16 protein-coding genes are annotated in these 18,829 nt (G+C 52.9%); 14 read left to right on the top strand and 2 right to left on the bottom strand.

The features are described 5' to 3' along the window. The first annotated feature begins 41 nt into the window (after positions 1–41). The 5 genes from ACJJI8_RS20330 to ACJJI8_RS20310 all read left to right on the top strand — a co-directional run bounded on the left by ACJJI8_RS20330 (position 42) and on the right by ACJJI8_RS20310 (position 4,346). Positions 42–680, top strand: a complete 639-nt coding sequence (locus ACJJI8_RS20330; protein WP_282932322.1) for an LOG family protein — start codon at positions 42–44, stop codon at positions 678–680. A 283-nt stretch (positions 681–963) separates the two neighbouring features. Further along, on the top strand, positions 964–1,593 hold the full coding sequence (locus ACJJI8_RS20325; protein ID WP_444914120.1) for a TetR/AcrR family transcriptional regulator: 630 nt from the start codon (positions 964–966) through the stop codon (positions 1,591–1,593). Between the two features lie 33 nt (positions 1,594–1,626). Further along, positions 1,627–2,643: a beta-N-acetylhexosaminidase gene (gene nagZ, locus ACJJI8_RS20320; RefSeq protein WP_444933534.1), complete on the top strand. Its 1,017-nt coding sequence runs from the start codon at positions 1,627–1,629 to the stop codon at positions 2,641–2,643. A gap of 81 nt (positions 2,644–2,724) precedes the next feature. Then, entirely contained in the window at positions 2,725–3,831 is a 1,107-nt protein-coding gene (locus ACJJI8_RS20315) for a mechanosensitive ion channel family protein (protein ID WP_413662432.1), read from the top strand. Between the two features lie 299 nt (positions 3,832–4,130). After that, complete coding sequence (locus ACJJI8_RS20310) at positions 4,131–4,346, top strand: cold-shock protein (RefSeq protein WP_020413094.1); 216 nt, start codon at positions 4,131–4,133, stop codon at positions 4,344–4,346. Positions 4,347–4,859: 513 nt separating this feature from the next. Here ACJJI8_RS20310 and ACJJI8_RS20305 read toward each other — a convergent pair. Continuing rightward, positions 4,860–5,855: a CsiV family protein gene (locus ACJJI8_RS20305; RefSeq protein WP_444933533.1), complete on the bottom strand. Its 996-nt coding sequence runs from the start codon at positions 5,853–5,855 to the stop codon at positions 4,860–4,862. A 123-nt stretch (positions 5,856–5,978) separates the two neighbouring features. Continuing rightward, positions 5,979–9,458 (bottom strand): transcription-repair coupling factor, encoded by a 3,480-nt coding sequence (gene mfd, locus ACJJI8_RS20300; protein ID WP_444933532.1) that lies wholly within the window; start codon positions 9,456–9,458, stop codon positions 5,979–5,981. A 304-nt stretch (positions 9,459–9,762) separates the two neighbouring features. Between mfd and ACJJI8_RS20295 the strand changes: the two genes are divergently transcribed. The 9 genes from ACJJI8_RS20295 to nqrM all read left to right on the top strand — a co-directional run bounded on the left by ACJJI8_RS20295 (position 9,763) and on the right by nqrM (position 18,754). Beyond that, positions 9,763–11,223: a glyceraldehyde-3-phosphate dehydrogenase gene (locus ACJJI8_RS20295; RefSeq protein ID WP_444894742.1), complete on the top strand. Its 1,461-nt coding sequence runs from the start codon at positions 9,763–9,765 to the stop codon at positions 11,221–11,223. A 374-nt stretch (positions 11,224–11,597) separates the two neighbouring features. Beyond that, entirely contained in the window at positions 11,598–12,938 is a 1,341-nt protein-coding gene (locus ACJJI8_RS20290; RefSeq protein ID WP_444933531.1) for a Na(+)-translocating NADH-quinone reductase subunit A, read from the top strand. A gap of 2 nt (positions 12,939–12,940) precedes the next feature. Next, positions 12,941–14,152 (top strand): NADH:ubiquinone reductase (Na(+)-transporting) subunit B, encoded by a 1,212-nt coding sequence (locus ACJJI8_RS20285; RefSeq protein ID WP_108733655.1) that lies wholly within the window; start codon positions 12,941–12,943, stop codon positions 14,150–14,152. Further along, complete coding sequence (locus ACJJI8_RS20280; protein WP_282932330.1) at positions 14,145–14,927, top strand: Na(+)-translocating NADH-quinone reductase subunit C; 783 nt, start codon at positions 14,145–14,147, stop codon at positions 14,925–14,927. Before ACJJI8_RS20285 ends, ACJJI8_RS20280 begins: the two co-directional genes overlap by 8 nt. Before the next feature lie 2 nt (positions 14,928–14,929). Further along, the gene (locus tag ACJJI8_RS20275) at positions 14,930–15,586 is read left to right on the top strand and encodes an NADH:ubiquinone reductase (Na(+)-transporting) subunit D (protein ID WP_282932331.1); all 657 of its coding nucleotides are present in this window, start codon (positions 14,930–14,932) and stop codon (positions 15,584–15,586) included. A gap of 3 nt (positions 15,587–15,589) precedes the next feature. Beyond that, complete coding sequence (gene nqrE / locus ACJJI8_RS20270; protein ID WP_020413086.1) at positions 15,590–16,198, top strand: NADH:ubiquinone reductase (Na(+)-transporting) subunit E; 609 nt, start codon at positions 15,590–15,592, stop codon at positions 16,196–16,198. Positions 16,199–16,215: 17 nt separating this feature from the next. Next, complete coding sequence (gene nqrF / locus ACJJI8_RS20265) at positions 16,216–17,439, top strand: NADH:ubiquinone reductase (Na(+)-transporting) subunit F (RefSeq protein WP_108733652.1); 1,224 nt, start codon at positions 16,216–16,218, stop codon at positions 17,437–17,439. A gap of 14 nt (positions 17,440–17,453) precedes the next feature. Continuing rightward, the gene (locus ACJJI8_RS20260) at positions 17,454–18,515 is read left to right on the top strand and encodes an FAD:protein FMN transferase (protein WP_444933530.1); all 1,062 of its coding nucleotides are present in this window, start codon (positions 17,454–17,456) and stop codon (positions 18,513–18,515) included. Further along, positions 18,512–18,754: a (Na+)-NQR maturation NqrM gene (nqrM, locus tag ACJJI8_RS20255; protein ID WP_282932334.1), complete on the top strand. Its 243-nt coding sequence runs from the start codon at positions 18,512–18,514 to the stop codon at positions 18,752–18,754. Before ACJJI8_RS20260 ends, nqrM begins: the two co-directional genes overlap by 4 nt. The last annotated feature ends 75 nt before the right edge of the window (positions 18,755–18,829 follow it).

The raw sequence follows: 18,829 nt of genomic DNA, 5'->3' as shown, positions 1-18,829 counted from the left end.
GAGAAGAAAGCGTTGAAGGAACTGACAAAGAGGGAAAAATAATGTTGGATGCAAAAATGCCGGAAGCCTGGAGAGTGCTTCGTATTCAGTCTGAATTGGTAGATGGGATAGAGCGGCTGATAGCGTTAGGTGGTGCAGTGACAGTGTTTGGAGGGGCGAGATTTACAGAGGACAGTCCTGAATATCAGCAGGGGGTAAAGTTGGGAGAGTTGCTCGCGGCTGAAGGGATCCCCGTGATTACCGGTGGTGGGCCGGGGCTGATGGAGGCTTGTAACCGAGGGGCTTTCGGGCAGCCCGGCGCATCAATTGGGTTAAACATAGAGCTGCCTTTTGAGCAGGCGGCAAATCCATATCAGGACATTAGTTTGAACTTCCGATACTTTTTTGTACGGAAATTTATGTTTGTAAAACACGCACTTGGATTCGTTGGACTTCCCGGTGGCTACGGCACGTTGGATGAGTTGTTTGAAGCTCTTACCTTGGTGCAAACGCAGAAAGTGCGGCGTTTCCCAATTGTGTTGGTAGGTAAGCGTTACTGGAGTGGATTGTACGATTGGTTGGTAGATACAGTGTTAGAGCGCGATTGTATCGATGCCAGTGATCTCGACCTTTTTCATATCGTTGATAGTGTGGAGGAGGCTGCGGCCCTGATTATGAAATATATGCAGGTAAAAGAATAATTATTCGGGTGATCTTAAAATACCGAAAAAATTTTCAAAGTTATTTTTGTTAAAGCTGCCCCCGGACTAAAAGGCTATGTCGGCTGGTGGGGTGGCGTACTTGCTCAAGTTGGCGGGAGATCAACTCCAGTAGTATTGATCTTACTGCCTGACATACTTTTCCCTGGTATTTTTACTCTTGTACCTTGCTGAGTGGAGAGCTTAGCTGGCGGGCTCTAGATCAATGAGAATGTGCTACTCTGGCGTCGATTAAACGTATGTTTTAAATGGTGGTTTGATACTTATGAGCCAGATAGATACGGTCAGCCGGATACTCGATGCAGCGGAAGTGCTGTTTGCCGAACGGGGTTTTCCTGAAACCTCATTGAGAACAATTACGAGCACGGCCGGGGTTAATCTGGCGGCAGTTAACTACCATTTCGGCTCCAAGAAAGAATTGATACAGGCGGTATTTGAACGCTTTTTAACGCCTTTCACTAACGCTCTGGAAGAAGAGCTTGATCGCCGTATTGCCCTGGGGCAGCTCCTGGGGGTGGAGGAGCTGATCGAATGCCTGTATCGAGTTGGGTTGGGAAGCCTTGGGCTGGAGGGAAAGGATCCACAGCGATTTATGCGTCTTTTAGGATTGGCCTATACCCAGTTCCAGGGGCATTTGCGTCGATTTATCGTATCTCGATACGGGGATACTTACCGTCGTTTTGCTGGATTGCTGGCTGAAGCGCTACCGGGCTTGGACCCAGAAACTTTCTATTGGCGCCTCTACTTTATGCTGGGAGCGACCATTTTCACACTGTCGAGCCACGATGCGATTGAGGCTATCCTGCGGGAGGATTTCGGTTCTGACAGTACCCTGACCCAGACTCTTGAGCGATTGGTACCCGCTGCTTCGGCCATGTTGAAGGTAGATAATTAGTGGGCGCACTCTTAAATCGATAAGGAACTTAATATGTCTTTACCACCCGGACCGGTCATGGTGGATATCGAGGGGCTTGAACTCACCGAGGAAGACTGTGAGTTGCTTCGGCATCCGATGGTGGGCGGGCTGATCTTTTTTGCGAGAAACTATCGGGATCGCCAGCAGCTTATCCAATTGGTTAACTCCATCCGTGCGGTGCGACCAGAGATCCTGCTAGCGGTAGATCAGGAGGGTGGCAGGGTTCAGCGGTTTCGCGATGACTTTACGCGAATACCTTCAATGCAGGCCCTTAGTGCTGTCGCCAGTAACGAGCAATTGCAGGATGTGGGGTGGCTGCTGGCCGCAGAGTTGCTGGCTGTAGGCGTGGATTTTAGCTTTGCGCCGGTTTTGGATGCGGATGACAGTCACAGCAGGGTGATCGGCGATCGGAGTTTTTGTCCCGACCCCGCCCAGTTAACCGCACTGGCTCGCCCCTTTATCCAAGGAATGCGCGAAGCGGGAATGGCCACGACAGGCAAGCATTTTCCGGGGCATGGCCACGTGCTGGAAGACAGTCATGTGGAGTTGCCAGAGGATAAGCGCTCGTTGGATCAGGTCTTGGCAACCGATGCACTTCCGTTTATCGATTGTATTGGAACCCAGGAACTTACTGCGGTGATGCCGGCCCATATCCACTTCATCAACATTGATAGCCAGCCGGTGGGATTCTCCCGCTATTGGCTGCAGGATGTATTGCGGCGACAGCTGGGATTCAATGGAGTGATTTTTAGTGATGATCTGTCTATGGAGGGGGCGGGTGTGGCCGGAGGCTATGGCGATAGGATTCGCGCAGCCCTGGAAGCCGGTTGTGATATGGGTATCGTATGCAACAATCGTGTCGGCGCTTTTGAGGCGCTGGCGGCACTGGATACCTTTGTGCCCAAACCGGAGTCCACTCATCGGTTGTCGGCCATGGGTGGCAGGCCGGTGATCGGCTCCTGGGAGGAGCTTGAGAAGAGTGCGCGGTGGCACAGAACCAGGGAGTGGTTAGCTTCCATAATGCGCTGAGATAAGTTGTTTAAATCCGTCGTCTATTGAGAAGGCGCTGTACGGATATTACTGATTGTTGGTTAAAGCGGAGGGGTTCGAGTGGAGTCCGTTGAGAGCGTGCTGTTGTCCTGGCTTGGTGAGAACCGGGTCTGGATAGTTTCTGTTTTCCTCATAGTACTTGCGTCTGGGGTGTTGGCCTGGTTATTTGGCCGGTTTGTGCAGCGCATGGCCATTAAGGCGGAAAAGACGGTTAACCCCTGGGATGATGCTTTGGTTGGGGCACTCTCCCCTCCCGGGCAGGTACTGGTATGGCTGCTGGGCTTGACTGTCGCTGCCCAGCGAGCGGGGGACGCCACTGGTGCCGAGATATTCTCCCTGGCTGCACCGACGCGGGAAATAGGCTTGATCCTGGTGATGGCCTGGTTTGCCTGGCGATTTTCACACAGCGTGGAACACAATCTGTGCGATCCTCGCTATATGGGCAAGCCGATGGATGCCACCACGGTACGTGCGATCGGCAAACTGGTCAGGGCCTCAATCGTGATCACGGCGGGAATTGTGGTCATGCAGTTCCTGGGTTACAGCGTCAGCGGTGTTTTGGCATTTGGTGGTATTGGCGGACTGGCTGTCGGTTTTGCGGCCAAGGACCTGCTGGCAAACTTTTTCGGTGGCCTGATGATCTATCTGGATCGGCCCTTTGCGGTGGGCGACTGGATTCGCTCCCCCGATAAGGAGATTGAGGGGACCGTGGAAGATATCGGTTGGCGCCTGACTAGAATCCGCACTTTTGATATGCGACCCGTCTATGTTCCCAATGGTATCTTCACCCAGATTGCGGTAGAAAATCCTTCCCGTATGTTAAATCGTAGGATTTTTGAAACGATTGGTATTCGTTATGAAGATGCCCATCATATGGCGGCAATCGTGGCGGATGTTAAAAATATGTTACAGGAACATCCGGAAATTGATTCTAATCGTACGCTTATTGTTAATTTTAATAGTTTTGCTTCCTCTTCTTTGGATTTCTTTATATATACGTTTACCCGCACTACCGATTGGGTTCGTTATCATGAAGTAAAACAGGATGTTCTATTAACGATTCTTAAAATAATTGAGGGATATGGGGCATCCTGTGCATTCCCAACCTCAACATTACATATTGCCGATATACCTTCATTAACGCGAGAGGCCGCGTTAGACAGTTGAGGAATGGGAGTGCAATAAGGTACAAATGATTAGTTTCTAATTGAGCACTATTGAAGATTTTGACGGTTAATTACGCATATTGGGAAAAACGTAGTATTTATTTCACATAGAAAACTAGACACTGGCGCTGTTTTATCTAAGAATCAGGGTACGTCCTTTGAGTATATGCTCATCGGATTAAGCAAGATAGCATTCTGCATGGAGCAGTTTGTTAACAATGGGGTGGCGTTTGCCCCTCTTGCCGAATTGAGCAGTGAGGTAAAAGAGGTAGGCGCAATAACAATAATGAGGTTTTCTCAATGAGTGATCGCGTTACAGGTACAGTGAAGTGGTTTAATAACGCACGGGGTTATGGCTTCATCACCTGTGGAGAAGGAACTGAAGATATTTTCGTTCACTATCGCAGCATTCGCGGCGAGGGCTACAAAACCCTTAATGAGGGGCAGGCGGTAGAGTTCGAAATGCAACAAGGTGACAAAGGACTGCTGGCGGAAGATGTTGTTCCCTGTGAGTGATTTATAGATCACTCGTTGAAAGAACTGTTGTCGTGTAGGGTCCTGCGGCTCATTGACGCCGGCCCTGTCAGCGCCTCTGAAAAGCGGATCTTTTTGATCCGCTTTTTTGTTTGCTACTTTGCAGTGGATATAGGCTTTTCTTCTTTAAGTTGCATTTGTGTCCCTCTTTGTAGGTTTGGTCATATCCCGCCCCGCCTAAAGTCCCCAATGTAATTGTGTGTATATGAGTGAGTTTATTGTGCTCAATACCCTGTGCTAATTATTACTTTAATACTCCCAGAATATTGGCCTACTGATAGTAATTTTTTTGTTGTTGTGGGGTGGCGGTATTTGCTTGTTTGCTGGCTGTATTTTGATTAAAGATAAATTGATTAAATATCGGTTGGGTGGGGTGTGCTTGCAGTGATGGTGAAATTAATTCGTTTGAGGTGAAGAGTTTTAAAGGTATATTTAAAATAACAGCCCCGGCAAGATTTGCTGGGGCTTTTGGCGAAAGTCGATTATTTAAATAAATTAACTTTCCGTGCGGTTATCTTTTTCTTGGCCGGAATTAAGCATATCCATATTTTGCGAATCTTCTTTGGGTTTGGCTACAGTGCGCACTTCAATAAGAATTCCAAATGCAGGGTGGTCGATATAATGAAGTTGTCCGCTACGCAAACGTCTCTCGTGTTGCAGTCTCGCAGCATGGGCTACATATAATGGCTCTTCTTTTATAAATTCCGGCTCGCCCAGTGTGAGTGGCTCAGTTGTGTTAATTGCACCCTGACTATTTTCGATATCAAACCCGTTATTTTGTGAATATGAATTTTCAATATCACTGTAATTGCCGGTTAGGATTTGTAGCGGCTTTTCGATTTTATTTTGTGGGCGCTGAGGAAGAAGAATGCTGTGTTCCCCGGGTTGCGTATAAAAATCGCTAAGCCACAAATTAGTACTGATATGTAAATAGCGGGCGACACTCAGGGTGATAGATCCCTCAAGCTGGCTGTGGCCGCTGAGCTGGCTGCCGCCATCAATCAGAATGGCCGGGGAGTTTCTCTTGGTTTTTAAAACCTGGCGCCAGGCCTTGTGAAACAGGACCCTGTCACCAGCCCTGGAAATTGCGGCGGCTTTGTTGTCCAGCAGCCTGGGTACAGGTCTTAGCAGCAAGTTTCTTTGTGCTTGCTCAGAGTTCTGCGAACTAGTAGATGCGTCGCCCTCAAGCTCCGATGATTCAATATCGGCTGGGCCGCTCGTTTCTGGGCTCGAGATGATGTCTTCAAGCGATAGCACCTCATCCTCTGTTGGCTGATTTGGGGTGCGCAGGGTGTCAAAGTCGATCCACTTTGATGGATACTGAAGACGGGGTGCCGTCGGCCAGGTCTCTGCGGTTCTTTCCATCCCCTGGGGGCGCTCGAATACGATCATTTCTATTTCGAAAGTATTGCCAGCGTAGTTGACGGCCTGGGCACTGGTTGCTGCCAGCGTGAGCGCCAGGGTTGAGCAGAGGCTAATTATCCTTTTCATGGGTTTACCACTTAAACAATTCTATTTGGGTGCCGAGGGTGTCATTGCCGACAGGCCGTTTAAGCGGGAGTAGGAGACTAATTAGTTTTGCCGCCAGCTCCCGCTGCTGCCTGCCGGATGGTATCACTGTGCAAGCTTTTCCAGAACTTCGTTAATTTCCTGGAGCTTGCGATCAGTACCCTCCTCATCGAGACTGAAATTCAGTTGATTTGCGCCGGCCAGCTGGTAGCGTCCCGGCTGGGTTTGCACCATCTTAACCAAAGTGAGCGGATCTACACGGGTATTCTCCGCAAATTCGATACGCCCTCTTGCCGCAGAGGCCTCAAGTTTGCGGATGCCCATATTCTCGGCCTTTAACTTGATCTCCGTGGTGCGGAACAAGTGTTTTACCGATTCCGGCAGTAGCCCGAAACGGTCGATCATCTCCACCTGGAGCTCTTTCAGTTGCTGCCCGTCGGTGGCATTGGCAATGCGTTTGTACATGATCAGACGGCCGTGGACATCGGGCAGGTAGTCCTCGGGAATCAGCGCAGCAACCCGCAGATTGACGTCCACCGCAGGGGATTCGAGGGGTTCGTCAATATTCGGTGTGCGGCCCTCGCGAATGGCCTTCACTGCCTTGTCGAGCATCTCCATATACAAGTTGAAGCCGACACTCTGAATCTGCCCGCTTTGTTCCTCACCTAGCAGTTCGCCTGCACCGCGAATTTCCAGGTCGTGGGTAGCCAGGGTAAAGCCTGCCCCTAAATCCTGGGCCTCGCTAATCGCCTCCAGGCGCTTCACGGCGTCACTGGTCATGGAACGCTTGTTGGGGGTCAGTAGATAGGCGTAGGCCTGGTGGTGCGAGCGCCCCACGCGACCGCGCAACTGGTGAAGCTGGGCCAGGCCGAACTTGTCTGCGCGCTCGATCAGTATCGTGTTGGCTGTGGGGACGTCGATACCGGTTTCGATAATGGTGGTACAGACCAGGACATTGAAGCGCTTGTGATAGAAGTCGCTCATCACCTGTTCCAGCTCCCGTTCGCGCATCTGGCCGTGGCCTATGCCGATACGGGCCTCGGGGATCATCTCCTGTAGCTCCCGCGCGATTCGCTCAATGCTTTTGACTTCGTTGTGCAGGAAATACACCTGACCACCGCGCAGGATTTCCCGCAGGATAGCTTCTTTTACCAGGGCATCATCGCGCTCGCGCACGAAGGTTTTCACGGAGAGACGCCGTGCTGGTGGGGTGGCGATCACCGATAGATCGCGAATACCGGCCATGGCCATATTCAGGGTGCGGGGAATAGGGGTGGCGGTAAGGTTGAGGATATCCACCTCGGAGCGCAGGCTCTTGAGGCGCTCCTTCTGCCGGACGCCAAAGCGGTGTTCTTCGTCGATAATCAGCAGGCCGAGATTTTTAAAGTCCAGATCGCTTTGCAACAGCTTGTGGGTGCCAACCAGGATATCCACCTTGCCACTGGCAACCTTCTCTTTCACGCTGTCCACTTCCTTGCCGGAGCGGAAGCGGGAGATCACCTCGATATTGATCGGCCAATCGGCAAAGCGATCCTGGAAGGATTGATAGTGTTGCTGGGCCAACAGGGTGGTGGGAACCAGCATGGCCACTTGCATACCTGCGTGGGCCGAGACAAATGCAGCCCGCATGGCCACTTCTGTCTTACCGAATCCCACGTCGCCGCAAACCAGTCGGTCCATCGGCTTATCTGAGAGCATATCCCCCAGAACTGCCTCGATAGCCTGTTGTTGATCCGGTGTTTCCTCGAAGGGGAAACCTGCGGAAAACTCCCGGTAGGCCAATTGAGGGTTATCGAAGGCATGGCCAATACGGGCTTCGCGGCGGGCGTAGATATCCAGCAGCTCCGCAGCTGCATCGCGGACTTTCTCGGCGGCTTTGCGTTTGGCTTTTTGCCACTGTTCACTGCCCATTCTGTGCAGCGGGGCCAGGGCTTCATCGGCACCGGAGTAGCGGCTGATCAAGTGCAGGCTGGCTACCGGTACGTAGAGTTTGGCATCGTCGGCATATTCAAGGGTCAGGAATTCTGCCGGTTGCCCGTCGATCTCCAGATGCTGTAGGCCGCGATAACGACCTACGCCGTGATCAATGTGAACGACGGGAGTGCCCATGCGCAGTTCAGCCAGGTTTTTAACCGCGTTGTCCGCTTCATCTTTGGCTTTTTTACGGCGGCGTTGCTGCAGTACCCGCTCACCAAATAACTGCGGTTCCGCGATCAAGTTGATTTGCGGGTCCTTAAGCAGCAGTCCTTGATCGATGGGGGCTACGGTAATCCCGATAGTGTCCTTTGCGGCGAGGAAGTCCTGCCAGCTTTGGAAGCTGGGAGGGCTTAGCCGTATGCCCTTTAATAGCTCCAGCAGCGCTTCGCGGCGCCCGCTACTTTCAGCGCAGAAAAGCACCCGACCGGAGTATTCCATCAGGTAGCTTTCCAGTGCAGCCAGGGGTTGTTCGGACTTGCCATCTACTGGCAGTGAGGGGGGTACTGAAGTGTCAAAATTACAGTTGCCCTGGGCTTCCGGAAGACTCTCGGCAGAGAAGGTTGCCCGGGGCATGGACTTCAGGGCACCGTTAAGCTCATCAATTTCCAGTAAAATCTGGCGCGGTGGCAATATGGGGCGGGTCAGGTCGCCGCGACGACTTTCATAGCGATTGCTGACTTCGCGCCAGAAATTGTCCAGCGGCTGTTGGATATCTCCCTGTAAAAATGCCTGGCTGCCCTCGGGCAGATAGTCGAACAGGCTTGAGCAGTTCCCATCGAAGAACAGGGGCAGGTAATACTCAATGCCCGCCGGGGCAATTCCTGCACTGATATCCTGGTAAATTGGCACTTGGCTGGGATCGCTATCGAATTCACCGTGCCAATTTTGCAGAAACCCTGATAGGGCAGCCTTGTGCAAAGGGAATTCCCGCGCAGGTAAAAGGTGAATGGTTTTCACCTTGTCGATGGTGCGTTGGGTTTCCGGGTCAAAGGTGCGCAGGGATTCAATTTCATCGTCGAACAGATCGATGCGGTAGGGCAGGGGGCTGCCCATTGGAAAAATATCCATCAGTGAGCCGCGCACAGCGAATTCGCCGTGTTCGTAGACGGTGTCTACGCAGTGGTAGCCGGCCTGCTCCAGCAGTCTCCGCTGGATATCGATATCAAACTGCTGCCCCTCCTCCAATATGAGCGCATTGCCAGCAATATAATTGCAGGGTGGTAGCCGGTGCATCAGGGTGCTGACTGGGATTATGACGATCCCGGCCCCCATTTTCGGCAGCTGGTAAAGGGTGGCGAGGCGATCCGAGATGATGTCCTGGTGGGGAGAGAAGGTGTCGTAGGGGAGAATTTCCCAGTCGGGAAAATGGAAAATTTCCAGCTCCCCGTTTTCCCCCTTATCTCGCCGCGCTTTGTTAAAAAATTTCAATTGCACCTCTAAACGGTGCGCTTCGAGACTGTCCTTTGTGATTAACAGGGTGGGCGCTTTGTTATTGCGTGCCGCGTTGAGGATGGCGAGCGCGGCAGCTGCGCCATGCAGTTGTCCCCAAAATTGTCGGTCACTGGAGGAGCGAAACTTCGGTGGGGTCAGGGGCTGTATTTCTGTCATCTTTCCTTATATATCCGCGCATTCATTCGAGATGTCTTCGAGGTCGGCTATTGTAGCCGCGAACAGTTTTGCTTGCAGGGAATGTTAACCCTGCCTGTGTTTCCAGTCGGGAACAACTACGCTTTTTTATGGATTGCGCAATGTCGCTCGGGTGGACTACAAAAAGGTAGTTTTACTACATTTTTTTGGCTCTTTTTTGCTCAGTTGCGCAGTGTAAAGCGAACACTATAATGCGCAGCCATGCGGTCCTGAGTGGTTTCAAGGCCGTATTTTTTGCCTACTAAATACATTGCAGAGGTGTCCGATAGTGACTCAGAAGCGACCGAAGCCCGCGGACTTTTTCAAGGACTGGAAACAGCGTGAAGCACTGGCTGAATCCATGATCCCGATGATTGGAAAGCTCAACCGTGAGAGCAACGTCGGTATTTATATGTACGGCCGCAACCTGGTTAATCGCTCAGTGCTGAGCATTATGAAAGCGCACCGTTTCGTGCGTCAGGTTGAGGAAAATGAACTCTCCGAGTTTGAAACCTTCCCTGTATTGGAAGCCATCTGCAAGATGGAGCTGGGTCCCGTACATATCGACCTGGGAACCATGACCAACAAGTACATGCGCGACGATCGCGGCTTGTCTGTGGACGAGTTTGTACGTGAAGAGCTGTCCGACGCAGCGGGTGCCGGCAAGCCTCTGCCCGAATCCAAAGATGTTGTGATCTACGGTTTTGGTCGTATCGGCCGTCTGGTTGCCCGCCTGCTGATCGACAAGGCTGGTAGTGGTGATGTTCTGCGTCTGCGCGCTATCGTACTGCGCAAGGGCAAGGCTCCCAACGATTTGGTGAAGCGCGCTTCTCTGCTGCGTCGCGACTCCGTACATGGCGCCTTCCAGGGCACTATCCGTGTGGACGAGGAGACCAACTCCCTGATCTGTAACGGTAACGAAATCAAGATCATCTACGCCAACTCCCCTCAGGAAGTGGATTACACCCAGCACGGTATCGACGATGCGATTATCGTTGACAGCACCGGTGTATGGCGCGATGAAGAAGGTCTGAGCCAGCACCTGCAGAGCCCAGGCGCTTCCAAGGTGCTGCTGACTGCACCGGGCAAGGGCGATATCAAGAATATCGTTTACGGTATCAACAGCAGCGACATCAAGCCGGAAGACAAGGTACTGTCCGCCGCTTCCTGTACCACTAACGCCATCGTGCCTGTCCTGAAAGCGATGATGGATGGCTACGGCGTTGAGCACGGCCACGTAGAAACCGTACACGCCTACACCAACGACCAGAACCTGATCGACAACTACCACAAAGGTGAGCGTCGCGGTCGCGCAGCAGCGCTGAATATGGTTCTGACTGAAACTGGTGCTGCCAAGGCGGTTGCCAAAGCGCTTCCCGAGTTGAAAGGTAAGCTCACCGGCAACGCAATTCGCGTTCCGACCCCTAATGTTTCCATGGCGATCCTTAACCTGAACCTGGGTAAAGAGACCACCAAGGAAGAGCTGAACGAATACATGCGCGATGTGGCACTGCACTCGCCGCTGCGTCAGCAGATCGATTTCACCAACTCCCCGGAAGTGGTGTCCAGCGATTTTGTTGGCTCCCGCGTTGCCTGCGTATTCGATTCCACTGCGACTATCGTGGATGGCAAGAACGCTGTGCTCTACTGCTGGTACGACAACGAGTTCGGATATAGCTGTCAGGTAGTTCGCTGCCTGGAAGATATGGCTGGTGTTCGTTACAAGTTGTTCCCGCAAGAAGACTAAGGCGTCACGCCTCCTCGCCGCAGTCGGTACCCAGATCCGACTGCGGGGTTTCGGCGACTGTTCCAGTCGCCGCACCATATCTCCCCAAATCCCTGTTTTTTCAACAGAAATTTCCAATCTTAGTGCCACTTAAAGACTTTCCAGACTGGTAATGACTCTGGCCCATCTTTATAATGCGCGCGATTTTGCGGGGCGGCCGTGCGCCGAGAAGTTAGCGCGCACATCCTTTTTAGTTAGCTTCCTTCCTCCCGGTTCACGGGTGATACGGCATAAGCCCTCGCAGCACGGAATTCCACAATAGGACCCGTCATCCCAGGTATGGGACGGTGGGTCCTATTGCAATTTTTTTAAACTAGAAACTTAGGCATAGGCGTATGAGAAAGATCCGTCGGGGATTGGACTTACCCATATCCGGCGCGCCCGAGCAGGTCATTCAAAAAGGACCTGCGATCAAGACCGTTGCTGTTCTCGGCCCCGATTATCACGGGATGAAGCCGACAATGGCAGTGGCTGTAGGGGACCGCGTCAATCTTGGTCAGCTGTTGTTTAGCGACAAAAAAACTGAAGGCGTGCGCTACACAGCGCCTGCTGCCGGTCGTGTTGTTGCGATTAACCGTGGCGCTCGTCGTGTTCTGCAATCCGTCGTGATTGGCATAGACGGCGATGCAGCGGAACAGTTCCAAAGCTACAGCGCAGATAAGCTGTCTGGTCTGACTCGCGAACAGGTCGTTGAAAACCTGGTTGAGTCCGGCATGTGGACCGCACTGCGCACCCGCCCGTTCAGCCGCGTTCCCGCCCTGGACGCTGAGCCGGTAGCGGTGTTTATCAATGCGATGGACACCAACCCTCTGGCAGCCAATCCAGAAGTAGTGATTGCTGAGAATCCCAAAGCCTTCTCCCAGGGCGTTGAGATTCTTTCCAAACTGGCAGAAACCACTTACGTCTGTACTGCTCCAGATGCGGATATTCCAGTACCGAGCGCAGCGAATATTCGCCGCGAAACCTTTGCCGGCCCCCATCCGGCAGGCCTGTCCGGTACCCACATCCACTACCTGAAGCCAGTTTCTGGCAACCGCAGTGTATTTACCATTAATTACCAGGATGTGATCGCCGTAGGCAAACTGTTTACCACCGGTAAGCTGTTTACCGATCGCGTCATTTCCCTGGCCGGCCCTCAGGTCAAGCAGCCGCGTCTGCTGCGCACCCGCCTCGGTGCCAGTCTGGAAACCCTGACTTCTGATGAGCTGAAAGGCGATAACGATCGCATCATCTCCGGCTCTGTATTCGGTGGCCGCACCGCTGCTGGCCCGATGGCTTACCTGGGTCGCTACCACAACCAGATTTCTGTACTGGAAGAGGGCGATGAGCGTCCGTTCCTGCACTATCTGCGTGCTGGTAATAAGCGTTTCTCTGTATTCCCGATTTATCTGTCGCGCCTGGTGAAGAACAAGCTGTTCAACTTCACCACCAGCACCAACGGTTCTGAGCGTGCCATGGTACCGGTCGGTAGTTATGAGAAAGTCATGCCGCTGGATGTACTGCCCACTCAGTTGCTGCGCTCCCTGATCGTTGGCGATACTGCAATGGCTCAGAAGCTGGGCGCACTGGAGCTGGACGAAGAAGATCTGGCGTTGTGCACCTTTGTGTGTCCGGGCAAGTACGAGTACGGCCCCATTTTGCGGGACAACCTGACCCGTATTGAGAAGGAGGGGTAAGTATGTTGCGTAAATTCCTCGATTCGATCGAACCCAAGTTTCACAAAGGCGGTAAGTTCGAAAAGTTCTACGCCCTGTTTGAAGCGATTGACACCGGTCTGTTCCAGCCGGCAGACAAGACCAAAACCACTGCTCACGTGCGCGACGGTATCGACCTGAAGCGTATTATGATCACCGTTTGGGCTTGTGCTATGATCCCGGCGTTCTACGGTATGTGGAATATCGGTTTCCAGTCCAACACCATTCTGGAAGGTATGACCAACCCGGATCTGTCCGGCTGGCGTCACGCCATTATCGGCGCTCTGACTTCCTACAACCCAGCTAGCCTGTGGGACAACTTTGTCTACGGCGCTATGTACTTCCTGCCTATTTATGCGGTCACTTTTATTGTGGGCGGTATCTGGGAAGTCCTGTTTGCTGCGGTGCGCGGTCACGAAGTCAACGAAGGCTTCTTTGTAACCTCCATCCTGTTCGCCTTGACCTGTCCGCCGGATCTGCCTCTGTGGATGGTGGCTATGGGCATCAGCTTCGGTGTGGTTATCGGTAAGGAAGTATTCGGTGGTACCGGCAAGAACTTCCTCAACCCGGCTCTTACCGGCCGTGCCTTCGTATTCTTTGCCTATCCGGCAGCAATGTCTGGAGATGCGGTTTGGACTGCGGTTGACGGTTATACCGGTGCTACTGCGCTGTCTGTTATGGCCAGCGAAGGTATCCAGAACGGTATCGTCAATGCTGCTGTTGGCCAGGTAACCTGGTTCGACGCTTTCTTCGGTCAGATCCATGGTTCCATTGGTGAAACTTCTACCCTGGCTATCCTGATTGCCGGCGTAATCCTGATGGGCATGAAGATCGCCAGCTGGCGCATCGTAGCCGGCACTCTGCTGGGCATGATGGCCACCTCTTTCATGTTTAACATGATTGGTTCCGAGACCAACCCGATGTTCCAGGTACCCTGGTACTGGCACCTGGTAGTGGGCGGTTTTGCCTTCGGTCTGATCTTTATGACTACGGACCCTGTATCCGCTGCGATGACCAACACCGGTCGCTGGTGGTACGGCATCCTGATCGGGGTGATGGTTGTCCTGATTCGTGTGGTGAACCCGGCCTTCCCGGAAGGCATGATGCTGGCGATTCTGTTCGCCAACCTGTTCGCTCCGCTGTTTGACCACTTTGTGGTGCAGTCCAATATCAAACGGAGGTTGGCACGTGGCTAATAAAGATTCCGTAACCGGTACTCTGATTGTCGCGCTGGTAATGTGCCTGGTGTGCTCCGTAGTGGTATCCACCGCTGCGGTAATGCTGAAGCCTGCCCAGCAGGCGAATGCCGAGCTGGACATGAAGCGCAACGTACTGATGGCTGGCGGCCTGTTGAAAGACTCTCACGCTGATAAAGCGGAAGTCGAAAAGGCCTTCGCCGACGTAAAAATCAAATACGTCGACCTGAATACCGGTAAGTTTACCGATCAGGCTCCGGCTGGTGGCAGCGGTCGCGCTGCTGCCAAGATCCCGTCTGACAGTGAAAAACTGCCGGCTGACGAGGACACTGCCAAAATTATCCGCCGGGAAAATACCAAAGAGGTATACCTGGTAGAGAAAGACGGCAAGCTGGACAAGATCATTCTGCCGATTCGCGGTTATGGCCTGTGGGGCACCCTGTACGGCTTCCTCGCTCTGGAGAGCAACCTCGACACCGTAGCGGGCCTCGGCTTCTACGAGCACAAGGAAACTCCGGGACTGGGTGGTGAAGTTGACAACCCCAACTGGAAAGCCCAGTGGATTGGTAAGAAAGTCTTCAACAACCAGGGCGACGTGGATATCGCAGTGATCAAGGGTCAGGTTAACCCCAACAGCCCAGATGCGATTCACGAAGTAGATGGCCTGTCTGGTGCAACTCTGACCAGTAAGGGCGTTAGCAACCTGGTGAACTTCTGGTTGGGTAACCAGGGTTATGGTCCCTTCCTGAAAAACCTGAAAGCAGGGGAGGCATAAGCATGAAAATTAAAGATACTCTGCTAGAGCCGATTTTTAACAACAACCCGATCGCGCTGCAGATCCTGGGTATCTGTTCTGCACTGGCTGTTACCAGCTCGCTGCAGGTTACCCTGGTAATGTGTATCGCACTGACCTCGGTTGTGGCCTGTTCCAACGTTGCGGTATCCCTGATCCGCAAACAGATCCCGAACAGCATCCGTATCATTGTACAGATGACCGTGATTGCCTCTTTGGTAATCCTGGTAGATCAGCTGATCAAGGCCCTGGCTTACGACATCTCCAAGCAGCTGTCTGTATTCGTTGGTCTGATCATTACCAACTGTATCGTAATGGGCCGTGCGGAAGCCTTCGCTATGAAGAACCCGCCGCTGCCCAGCTTCTTCGACGGTCTTGGTAACGGTCTGGGATACAGTGTGATCCTGATCGGTCTCGCGGTGGTTCGTGAACTCTTCGGCGCCGGCAAACTGTTCGGTGTAGATATCCTGACTACCGTGAGCAACGGCGGTTGGTATATCCCCAACGGCCTGCTGCTGTTGCCGCCGAGTGCATTCTTCCTGATCGGCCTGTTCATCTGGGCGATCCGTGCCTGGAAACCGGCACAGGTGGAAGAAGATGAGTTCAAGATTGCGCCTAATTCCCAAGCGCAGGAGGCCTAATCCGTGGAACATTATATTTCTTTGATTATCCGCGCCGTTTTCGTTGAAAACATGGCGCTGGCCTTCTTCCTCGGTATGTGTACCTTCCTGGCGGTATCGAAGAAGATCGAGGCCGCTATTGGCCTGGGTGTTGCGGTTATCGTGGTGCTGACTCTGACAGTACCAGTGAACAACCTGATCTACACCTACCTGCTGAAAGACGGTGCACTGGCCTGGGCCGGTTACCCCGACGTGGACTTGAGCTTCCTCGGCCTGTTGTCCTACATCGGTGTAATTGCGGCACTGGTACAGATCCTGGAGATGTTCCTGGATAAATATGTACCGGCTCTCTACAACGCGCTGGGTGTATTCCTGCCGCTGATTACCGTGAATTGCGCCATCATGGGTGCTTCCTTGTTCATGGTTGAGCGCGAGTACGCGTTTGGCGAGAGTGTTGCTTATGGCTTCGGTGCTGGCCTCGGCTGGGCACTGGCGATTACCGCTCTGGCCGGTATTCGTGAAAAGCTGAAGTACAGTGACGTTCCGGATGGACTGAAAGGTCTGGGTATCACCTTCGTAACTGTTGGTCTGATGTCCCTGGGCTTCATGTCCTTCGGTGGCATCGATATCTAAGCGGGGAAAACAATAGAATGAGTATTGAAATTATCCTCGGCGTAGCGATGTTTACCGTCATCGTTTTGGCGCTGGTAGCGGTGATCCTTGCGGCCCGCTCGCGCCTGGTAAACACCGGCAACGTCAACATCCTGGTTAACGGTGAGAAGACTCTCACCGTACCGGCCGGCGGCAAGCTGCTGCAAACCCTGGCTGCCAACAACCTGTTCCTGGCCTCCGCCTGTGGCGGCGGCGGCAGCTGTGCGCAGTGTATCTGTAAGGTGAATTCCGGTGGTGGCGATATGCTGCCGACTGAAGCGGCTCACTTTACCCCGCGCGATGCAAAAGAAGGCAAGCGTCTTTCCTGTCAGGTTGCGGTTAAGCAAGACATGGAAATCGAAGTGCCGGAAGAGGTGTTTGGTGTTAAGCAGTGGGAATGCACTGTGGAATCCAACCCGAACGTGGCCACCTTTATTAAAGAGCTGACCCTGCGTCTGCCCGAAGGTGAAAACGTTGACTTCCGCGCTGGTGGTTACGTACAGCTGGAAGCTCCGGCTCACCATGTCAAGTTTGCCGACTTCGATGTCGAAGAGCAGTACCGTGGCGACTGGGAGCACTTTGGCTTCTTCAAGCTGGAGTCCAAAGTGACCGAGCCAGTGGTTCGTGCTTACTCCATGGCTAACTACCCGGAAGAGAAAGGTGTTGTTAAGTTCAACATCCGTATCGCGACTCCGCCGCCCCGCACTGAGGGCATTCCGCCGGGTCAGATGTCTTCCTACGTTTTCAGCCTGAAGGCAGGTGACAAGATTAAGGTGTACGGTCCCTTTGGTGAGTTCTTCGCCAAGGAAACTGACAACGAGATGGTATTTATCGGTGGTGGTGCCGGTATGGCGCCAATGCGCTCACACATCTTTGATCAGCTCAAGCGCCTGAACTCCACCCGTAAGATCAGCTTCTGGTACGGCGCGCGCTCCCTGCGCGAGATGTTCTACGAAGATGACTACAACGGTCTGGCTTCCGAGTTCGATAACTTCCAGTGGCATGTGGCTCTGTCCGATCCGCAGCCGGAAGACAATTGGACCGGTTACACCGGATTCATCCACAACGTGGTATATGAAAACTACCTGAAGGACCACCCGGCTCCGGAAGATTGTGAGTACTACATGTGTGGGCCGCCCATGATGAACGCGGCAGTCATCAATATGCTCAAGGACTTGGGTGTAGAAGATGAAAATATCCTGCTGGATGACTTCGGCGGATAATTGGAGGGCTTAGCTTGCTAAAAGCAATCACAGGCCCGACAAACTCAAAAACAGGGCCCGTCTTTACGGCCCTGTTTTTGCTTTGGGCGGCTGTAATTTTATCGGCTTGTGCTCCTTCGCCGGAGTCCTGGCAGTTGGCTGGCCGCACCATGGGAACCAGCTATCACATCACCGTCGTTCAGGTGCCCTCTGGGCTGGAGCAGGGTGAGTTGCAGCAGTTGATCGACGATGAGTTGCAGCAGGTCAACCAGGAGATGTCGACCTATATCGACGACTCTGAGTTAATGCGCTTTAACCAAAGCCCGGTAGGGCAGGCGATCCCGGTTAGCCAACACTTGGCGGATGTACTGGAAATGTCCCTGGATATTTATCGCCGCAGTGAAGGCGCTTTCGAGGTGACGGTCGGCCCTCTGGTCAACTTGTGGGGTTTTGGTCCCCAGCCCGAACCGGAGCATATCCCCTCAGATAAAGACATTGCCGATCTGCTAACCGTCGTCGGTTCCGATGCGTTAACCCTGACCCGTAAGCCAGACACTGTTATCAAGAGCCGCCCGGTTGAGGTGGATCTTTCAGCGATTGCCAAGGGCCATGGCGTTGATCGGGTTGCGGAGCTATTGGAAGACCTGGGTATTCGAAACTACTTGGTCGAAATTGGCGGTGAACTGCGAACTAAGGGTGTGAATCCAAAGGGTAAGACCTGGGTAATTGGCATTGAAGTACCCAGCGCGGCAGGGCAGATGGTGCAGGAGCCAATCGCGGTGAGTGGGAAGGCAGTAGCTACGAGTGGAGACTATCGCAACTACTACGAAAGGGATGGTGTTCGTTACTCCCATAGCATTGACCCACGCTCCGGGCGGTCCATTAAGCACAAATTGGCATCGGTAACCGTTATTGCCGACACCTGTGCAGAAGCCGATGGTCTGGCTACCGCGATCAATGTCCTCGGTGCTGATGCCGGCATGGCGCTGGCAGAAAGAGATAATCTAGCCGTCTTTATGGTGGTGAAAACTGATTCAGGTTTCGAAGAGCGTTCTAGCTCTGGCTTTAAACCTTATGTAGAGAGGTCTGAGAAGTGACAATTTTCATATTTGCCTTTGTGGCCATGTTGCTCGTTGTTGCCGGTATGGCGATCGGGGCCATGGTTCAGAACAAACCGTTGAAGGGAACTTGTGGCGGGCTCAACAATATCGGCATGAAGCAGGATTGCACAGTCTGCGGTGGCGATGACGATGAGTGTGAAAAGGAACAGGAGAGGCAAAGACAGCAGCAGATGACTGCTGAAGATCTCGCTTACGACGCATCTAAACGCAAGTAAGCTTTCCTTCTCCAACAAGCCCGTGATCAACGGGCTTGTTGTTTTATGTCATTGGCACAAGTGGTGCCGATAACC

This window comes from Microbulbifer maximicatervae (SeqCode) (assembly GCF_052467695.1).
This window is presented reverse-complemented; position numbering and strand designations above follow the sequence as displayed.

Excerpts from the sequence above, each read along its gene's own strand:
- ACJJI8_RS20330 (WP_282932322.1), top strand. The coding sequence starts at position 42 with ATGTTGGATGCAAAAATGCCGGAAGCCTGGAGAGTGCTTCGTATTCAG.
- ACJJI8_RS20325 (WP_444914120.1), top strand. The coding sequence starts at position 964 with ATGAGCCAGATAGATACGGTCAGCCGGATACTCGATGCAGCGGAAGTG.
- nagZ (WP_444933534.1), top strand. The coding sequence starts at position 1,627 with ATGTCTTTACCACCCGGACCGGTCATGGTGGATATCGAGGGGCTTGAA.
- ACJJI8_RS20310 (WP_020413094.1), top strand. The coding sequence starts at position 4,131 with ATGAGTGATCGCGTTACAGGTACAGTGAAGTGGTTTAATAACGCACGG.
- ACJJI8_RS20305 (WP_444933533.1), bottom strand. The coding sequence starts at position 5,855 with ATGAAAAGGATAATTAGCCTCTGCTCAACCCTGGCGCTCACGCTGGCA.
- mfd (WP_444933532.1), bottom strand. The coding sequence starts at position 9,458 with ATGACAGAAATACAGCCCCTGACCCCACCGAAGTTTCGCTCCTCCAGT.
- ACJJI8_RS20290 (WP_444933531.1), top strand. The coding sequence starts at position 11,598 with ATGAGAAAGATCCGTCGGGGATTGGACTTACCCATATCCGGCGCGCCC.
- ACJJI8_RS20285 (WP_108733655.1), top strand. The coding sequence starts at position 12,941 with ATGTTGCGTAAATTCCTCGATTCGATCGAACCCAAGTTTCACAAAGGC.
- ACJJI8_RS20275 (WP_282932331.1), top strand. The coding sequence starts at position 14,930 with ATGAAAATTAAAGATACTCTGCTAGAGCCGATTTTTAACAACAACCCG.
- nqrF (WP_108733652.1), top strand. The coding sequence starts at position 16,216 with ATGAGTATTGAAATTATCCTCGGCGTAGCGATGTTTACCGTCATCGTT.